This window comes from Pseudomonas putida (assembly GCF_028682635.1).
Classification (GTDB): Bacteria; Pseudomonadota; Gammaproteobacteria; order Pseudomonadales; family Pseudomonadaceae; genus Aquipseudomonas; species Aquipseudomonas putida_AE.
On record NZ_JANHLK010000007.1, the window covers coordinates 244,519 to 251,652 of the forward strand.

The 7,134-nt window shown below is 62.5% G+C and carries 6 protein-coding genes and 1 pseudogene; 2 read left to right on the forward strand and 5 right to left on the reverse strand.

The window, feature by feature from the left end:
- The first annotated feature begins 6 nt into the window (after positions 1–6).
- Together NPS56_RS11980 and NPS56_RS11985 are read left to right on the forward strand one after the other, a co-directional pair.
- Positions 7–1,413 carry a purine-cytosine permease family protein gene (locus NPS56_RS11980; RefSeq protein ID WP_274074790.1) on the forward strand — a complete coding sequence of 469 codons (1,407 nt, stop codon included), beginning with the start codon at positions 7–9 and terminating at the stop codon, positions 1,411–1,413.
- A 143-nt stretch (positions 1,414–1,556) separates the two neighbouring features.
- The gene (locus NPS56_RS11985) at positions 1,557–2,660 is read left to right on the forward strand and encodes a sterol desaturase family protein (protein ID WP_274074791.1); all 1,104 of its coding nucleotides are present in this window, start codon (positions 1,557–1,559) and stop codon (positions 2,658–2,660) included.
- On the opposite strand, the gene NPS56_RS11990 is transcribed toward NPS56_RS11985, so the two are convergent.
- The 5 genes and pseudogenes from NPS56_RS11990 to NPS56_RS12010 all read right to left on the reverse strand — a co-directional run.
- A complete protein-coding gene (locus NPS56_RS11990) occupies positions 2,563–3,285 on the reverse strand; it encodes a L,D-transpeptidase family protein (RefSeq protein WP_274074792.1) in 723 nt (240 codons plus the stop codon). The two genes, NPS56_RS11985 and NPS56_RS11990, sit on opposite strands and share 98 nt — an antisense overlap.
- The gene (locus NPS56_RS11995) at positions 3,282–4,043 is read right to left on the reverse strand and encodes a M15 family metallopeptidase (protein WP_274074793.1); all 762 of its coding nucleotides are present in this window, start codon (positions 4,041–4,043) and stop codon (positions 3,282–3,284) included. The genes NPS56_RS11990 and NPS56_RS11995 overlap by 4 nt, the downstream gene beginning before the upstream one ends.
- Before the next feature lie 38 nt (positions 4,044–4,081).
- A complete protein-coding gene (lipA, locus tag NPS56_RS12000; protein WP_274074794.1) occupies positions 4,082–5,038 on the reverse strand; it encodes a lipoyl synthase in 957 nt (318 codons plus the stop codon).
- Between the two features lie 142 nt (positions 5,039–5,180).
- Positions 5,181–6,437, reverse strand: coding sequence for a serine hydroxymethyltransferase (gene glyA, locus NPS56_RS12005; RefSeq protein WP_274074795.1), 1,257 nt, complete (start codon positions 6,435–6,437; stop codon positions 5,181–5,183).
- A 135-nt stretch (positions 6,438–6,572) separates the two neighbouring features.
- Positions 6,573–7,134 (reverse strand): annotated as a pseudogene (locus NPS56_RS12010) (glycine dehydrogenase (aminomethyl-transferring)); the annotation flags it as partial.

A 7,134-nucleotide genomic window follows, 5' to 3' on the forward strand; every position in this document is an offset into this window, starting at 1 on the left:
AGAATAATGACCGATAGTCAGCAACGAAGTCCCCTGATCGAGACCCGCTCGATCGATTACATCCCCGAGGCCGAGCGCCACGGCAGTCTCTATAGCCAGTTCACCCTGTGGCTCGGCGCCAACCTGCAGATCACCGCGATCGTCACCGGGGCGTTGGCCGTGGTGTTGGGCGGTGATGTGTTCTGGTCGCTCATCGGCTTGCTGATCGGCCAGGTCCTGGGCGGTGCCGTGGTGGCGCTGCACGCCGCCCAAGGGCCGAAGCTCGGGTTGCCGCAGATGATTTCCAGCCGCGTGCAGTTCGGGGTGTACGGCGCGGCGATCCCGATTGTGCTGGTGTGCCTGATGTACCTCGGCTTCAGCGCCACCGGTGCGGTGTTGTCGGGGCAGGCGATTGCCCAGTTGATCAGCGTCAGCGACAGTGCCGGCATCCTGATTTTCGCCGCCTGCATCGCGCTGCTGACGATGTTCGGTTACCGGGTGATCCACCTGGTCGGGCGGGTGGCCAGCGTGTTGGGCGTGATCGCGTTCGTCTATCTGTTCAGCCGCTTGATCAGCCTCAACGACATCGGCCTGTTGCTGGAAAACCGCCACTTCAGCTGGAGCAGCTTCCTGCTGGCGGTGTCGCTGTCGGCTTCCTGGCAGATCGCCTTTGGCCCGTACGTGGCTGACTATTCGCGCTACCTGCCGAGCAACACTTCATCCTGGAAAACCTTCGCCGCCGTCGGCCTCGGCACCGTGCTGGGCGCCCAGGCGTCGATGGTGTTGGGCGTATTCGCCGCGGCGTTGGCGGGGGCGAACTTTCGCGGACATGAAGTGGCGACCATCGTCGGCCTGGGCAGTACCGGGGTGATGGCCTCCTTGCTGTATTTGAGCGTGGTGTTCGGCAAGGTCACGGTGTCGACCCTCAATGCCTATGGCAGCTTCATGTGCGTGGCCACCATCATCAGCGGCTTTCGCCGTCGCCTGGAAATCAGCGCCGGCCAGCGCATGGTGTTCGTGCTGGTTATCGTCGCGGCGTCCACCACCCTCGCACTGCTGGGCCAGTACTCGTTCCTCAATTCGTTCAAGTACTTCATCCTGTTCCTGCTGACGTTCTTCACCCCCTGGAGCGCGATCAACCTGGTGGATTACTACTTCATCAACAAGGAGCGTTATGACATCCCGGCATTGTCCGACCCGGCAGGACGCTATGGTCGCTGGAACATGCCGGGCATCAGCGTGTACGTGATCGGCGTGTTGATCCAGCTGCCTTTCGTCGACACCCATTTCTATTCCGGACCGATGGTCGCGCAACTTGGCGGCGTGGATATTTCCTGGATCGTCGGCCTGGTGGTGCCGGGAATCCTGTATTTCCTGATGGCCAAGACCTCGACAGGAGTTGTGCCAGTTGCCGAAATTCAAAGACCTGAATAAGATACATCCGCAATAACATTCTGTAGGAAGCCGGCTTGCCGGCGAAGGCGCTCTCAAGGTCGTCATCGCCGGCAAGCCGTGCTCCAGCGACAAGCGTTTTTCGAACCTACCCAACGCTCTACTTGCGCAGGGGGCAGCCTTTCATGGATGTTCTCGCACCGATCGACCAGTACCTGCACCGGTGGCTGATCGCGCCTGTCAGCGACCAGTTCCTCGGGCTCTTCGACCTCAATGGTCGTCTCTGTGTGGCCTTTCTTTTCACCTCCTACGCCGTGGCCTACGGCCTGTTCCGCTGGCGCAGATCCCGCGGGCTGACCGACGCTCCCACCTTCTGGCAGTTCATCGGCGGCAACCGCGTGCATTTTCATCCTTCGGCGCTGCTCGATTACCGTTACTACTTTGTGCGCGCCATCCTCAAAGTCCTGCTGGTGGTGCCCATCGTCGGCCTGGTCGATCCGTACGTATTGCGCTCCGGGGACTACATGCGCTTTTTCACCCGGCTGTGGGGCGCACGGGTGCAGGTCGAGGAGCACTTGGCCCTGTCCTTGCTCTATGGCCTGGGCGTGTTCCTGCTGCAGGACTTCATCCATTACTGGGCACACCGCGCTTACCACTCGCGCTACCTGTGGGCGTTTCACAAAGTTCATCATTCGGCGACCGTGCTGGTACCGGTGACGGCGAGCCGGGTGCATTTCCTCGAGAAGGTGGTCGAGCGCTTGATCGATCTCGTGTTCGTCAGCGCCTTTGCCGGCATCTTCTGGTACGCCTGCGGCGGGGAGATCAGCCGTTACACGCTGTTCGGCGTGACCTACATGGTGTTCATCCTCAACGCCCTGGCAGCCAATCTGCGCCACAGCCATGTCTGGCTGTCCTTCGGGCCGCGGGTCGAGCACGTGCTGAACAGCCCGGCCCAGCACCAGATTCACCACAGCGACGCACCGCGACATTTCAACAAGAACTTCGGGGTCAACCTGTCACTCTGGGACTGGATGTTCGGCACGCTGTACGTCACCCAGGCGCAACCGGAGCCCATCCGCTTCGGCACCGGCGAGGCGGATCATGGCCGTTACTTGAGCCTGTACAGCCTGATCGTCACGCCCTTTGTCGACACGCTGGGCAAGATCCGCCTGGCCAGGCGCCCGCTGGGGGTCAGCGCGGTGGCAGGTGCCAGCGTTCCCGCAACTGCTCGTACTGCGCCTCGGGCAATTGCACCAGCAGCGGAGCCTGGCGCGGGTCGAGCCAACTGAGCAGGCGAGCGATATCCGTCGGGTCCATCGCGGTGCAACCCCGGGTCGGTGCCGTGGGGCCACGCCAGATATGGAAGAAGATGCACGAGCCGGCCGCCGGGGATGCCGGTGTGTTGTGCTCGATGAAGATGCCCTGGCGATACAAGTCATCCTTGCGGCGCATGCGTTCGGCGCTGTTCCAGTCTTTTGTAATCGTGGCGCCGTCGACCAGTTCGTTGTAACGCGTGGACTGACTGTCATCCACGCATTCGATGGTCGAGGTCAGTGCGAGGTAGGGCAGGCGAGTGTCAGCTGAAGCGTCGTAACCAAAAGCGCTGCCCAGTTTGAACATCCCGGCAGGTGCCTTTCCATCGCCTTCCTGTTTCACCGGCCCCTGAAGTGGCCGGGTGTCGAGCAGTCCCTTGCCCCAGCCCATGCCGTGTTTGCCGAGAACCACCGCAAACGGCGCTTCGACCTTTTCGAAGGTGCTGCCGCGGCGTTCATACCGTTGGGCGATGCCCTGGATGGCATTCCAGTTGTTGCTGGTGACCACGATCAACTGACCACTGCCATCGAGCCCTTGCGCCATCGCGGCACAGGGCAGCAGCAGGAGCAGCCACGCGCAGATTTTGCCAAGCCTGTTCATGGCGCGAGCGGGGTAATGGGGAAGTCCATGACGGTCTTCAACGACGCATCACGGGTATAGGTGAAGTGCCACCACTCGGCGGAGTAACCGGTGAATCCCTCCTGTTCCATGGCGCGGGTCAGTCGCTGGCGATTTTCCATGGCCGCCTCCGTGATCGACGTCGAATCGGTATGGGCGCGCTCATCGAAGCAATCGAAACCGGTGCCCATGTCGACCGCGCCGTCGTGCCAACGCTGACCATAAGGTGCCGTGCAATCGACTGGCGTGGCTGACGGCGTCCAGGTGTCGGCGGGCAGGGCGCCCGGCCCCGTCATGCTGAGGTCGACGGTGCCGCCTTTGGAGTGGTTGGACACCCGCGCCACATAACCCAGGCGCCAGAAGTCCTGCTTGTCCACCCGTGGATAGAATTCGGCCTTGCGCGGATCGCCCGGCTCCGTGGCGAAGCGCCCCATGTCGGCGACCGCGCGGCTGGGGCGATAACAATCGAACACCTTCAAGCCATAGCCTTGCGCCTGCAGCGCCGTTTGCACCCGGCCGAGGGCCTTGGCGGCCTCCTGGGACAACAGGCACTCGGGCGCTTCGTAACCGTCGAGCGGGTGCCCGGTGAAATTGTGGGCGCTGGCATAACGGATGTCCTGCTCGATGCCCGGGGCGATGGTGCGCAAATACACCATGTGCTCGGGCTTCGGTTCGGCACCGGCGAGGCACGGCAGGGCAAGACTTAAAAACAAAAGCGATGATCGAGCGGCAAAGGGCATCGGGCCGGGCCTCCTGAAATCCATGACAAGTCACCTCATCATGGCTTGAAAGCCGCCACACCTCCATGAAGTTGTTGATCGGCATGATAGGACGAACGCACCAATGGCCCGGACGCGACGTTCTTGAAGCCCATCCGCGCGCCTTCCTCGGCGAACCAGGCAAACACGTCCGGGTGCACGAAACGCTGCACCGGCAAGTGGCTGCGCGACGGTTGCAGGTACTGGCCGAGGGTGAGCATGTCGACATGGTGCTCGCGCAGGCGCTGCATGACTTCGATCACTTCCTCGTCGGTTTCCCCAAGACCCAGCATCAGCCCGGATTTGGTGGGGACGTGCGGCACCCGCTGCTTGAAGTTTTGCAGCAGGTCCAGCGACCACTCGAAATCCGAGCCCGGCCGCGCGGCCTTGTACAGGCGCGGCACGGTTTCCAGGTTGTGGTTGAACACATCGGGCGGCTCAAGCGCCGTAATCGCCAGGGCCACGTCCATCCGTCCGCGATAGTCCGGCACCAGGGTTTCCAGCTGGATGCCCGGGGACAGCTTGCGGATCTCGCGCAGGCAGTCGACGAAGTGTTGGGCGCCACCGTCGCGCAAATCGTCGCGGTCCACCGAGGTGATCACTACGTATTTGAGGCGCAGTTCGGCGATGGCCACGGCGAGGTTGCCCGGTTCATCGACGTCCAGGGGTTTCGGACGCCCGTGGCCGACATCACAGAACGGGCAGCGCCGGGTGCAGATGTCGCCCATGATCATGAAGGTCGCGGTGCCCCCGGAAAAACACTCGCCCAGGTTCGGGCACGAGGCTTCCTCGCAGACACTGTGCAGCTTGTGTTTGCGCAGCAGTTGCTTGATCCGGTCAACCTCGGGGGAGGTCGGCATGCGCACGCGGATCCAGTCCGGTTTGCGCGGGAATTCATCGGTGGGAATGATCTTGACCGGAATCCGCGCGACCTTTTCCGCACCGCGCAGTTTGGTGCCCACTTGCACTTTGTTCATAGGTTTCCCATGGTCTGTCAGACAAGAACCGGACCTGTAGGAGCTGGCTTGCCAGCGAAAGCGGTCGAACGATCAACATCTATGTTGAATTTGCCGACGTCTTCGCTGGCAAGCCAGCTCCTACAGGTTTTGTGGTGTGTGCTTAGTCGCGGTAGACCGGGAAATCGCTGCACATCGCAGCGGCCTGACGGGCGACCTGAGCCTCGACATCGGCATCGCCGAGATGATCGAGGATGTCGCAGATCCAGCCGGCCAGCTCGATGCTCTGGGCTTCCTTGAACCCGCGGCTGGTGATCGCCGGCGTACCGATGCGCAGGCCCGAGGTCACGAACGGCGACTGCGGATCGTTGGGCACGGCGTTCTTGTTCACGGTGATGCCGGCACGGCCCAGGGCGGCGTCGGCGTCCTTGCCGGTCAGGCCCTGGCGGATCAGGCTGACCAGGAACAGGTGGTTGTCGGTGCCACCGGACACCACGTCATAACCGCGTTCGATAAACACCTGCGCCATGGCCTGGGCGTTGCGGATCACTTGCGCCTGATAGGTCTTGAACGCCGGCTCCAGCGCTTCCTTGAAGCACACGGCCTTGGCGGCGATCACGTGCATCAGCGGGCCGCCCTGGCCACCGGGGAATACGGCGGCGTTGAGTTTTTTCTCAAGTTCCGCATTGGCCCTGGCCAGGATCAGCCCACCCCGCGGACCGCGCAGGGTCTTGTGGGTCGTGGTGGTGACCACGTCGGCATAGGGCAGCGGGTTGGGGTATAGACCGGTGGCCACCAGCCCGGCGACGTGGGCCATGTCGACGAACAGATAGGCGCCAACTTTGTCGGCGATCTCGCGAAAGCGCGGGAAGTCGAGGGTCTTGGAGTAAGCGGAGAACCCGGCGATGATCATTTTCGGCTGGTGCTCGACGGCCAGGCGCTCGACTTCGTCGTAGTCGATCAACCCGGTCGCGGTGTCGATACCGTATTGCACGGCGTTGTAGAGCTTGCCGGAAAAGCTCACCTTGGCGCCGTGGGTCAGGTGACCACCGTGGGCCAGGCTCATGCCCAGCACGGTGTCACCGGCCTGCAGCAACGCCAGGTAAACCGCGGCGTTGGCCTGGCTGCCTGAGTGCGGCTGGACGTTGGCGTAGTCGGCGCCGAACAGCTGTTTGGCGCGGTCGATGGCCAGTTGTTCGACCACGTCGACGTGTTCGCAGCCGCCGTAATAGCGCTTGCCCGGATAGCCTTCGGCGTACTTGTTGGTCAGGCCGCTGCCTTGTGCCTCCATGACCCGTTGGCTGGTGTAGTTCTCCGAGGCAATCAGCTCGATGTGGTGTTCCTGGCGCGCGTCCTCGGCATTCATCGCTGCGAGCAGTTGGTCGTCGTAGCCTTTGATCTGGTCGTGCTTGCTGAACATGGTGAAGGTCCTCTGTTGTTCTCGAAAGGGGGGGGGCGCACACACCTTGTAGGAGCTGGCTTGCCAGCGAAGGGGCCATCAAGGCCGCCAGAAGCTTCGCTGGCAAGCCAGCTCCTACAGGGGTTACGCGCAGGGTTATGCGTCTTGGTAGTCGGCGATGGATGGGCACGCGCAGATCAGGTTGCGGTCGCCGAAGACGTTGTCGACTCGGCCTACAGGCGGCCAGTATTTGCTGTCGATCAAGGTGTCCAGCGGATAAACAGCCTGCTCGCGGCTGTACGGGTGCGACCACTCGCCGACGATTTCCGCCGCGGTGTGCGGAGCGTTCTTCAGCGGGTTGTCGTCCTTGTCCAGCGTGCCGTTTTCCACTGCGCGGATTTCTTCGCGGATGCGGATCATGGCGTCGCAGAAGCGGTCCAGCTCTTCCCTGGATTCGCTTTCGGTCGGCTCGATCATCAAGGTGCCGGCCACCGGGAAGGACATGGTCGGGGCGTGGAAGCCAAAATCGATCAGGCGCTTGGCGACGTCATCGACGCTGATGCCGCTGCTGTCTTTGAGCGGGCGCAGGTCGAGGATGCATTCATGCGCGACCAGGCCGTTGCTGCCGGTGTAGAGCACTGGGTAGTGCTCTTCGAGGCGACGGGAAATGTAGTTGGCATTCAGGATCGCCAGCTGCGAAGCACGCTTCAAGCCAGCC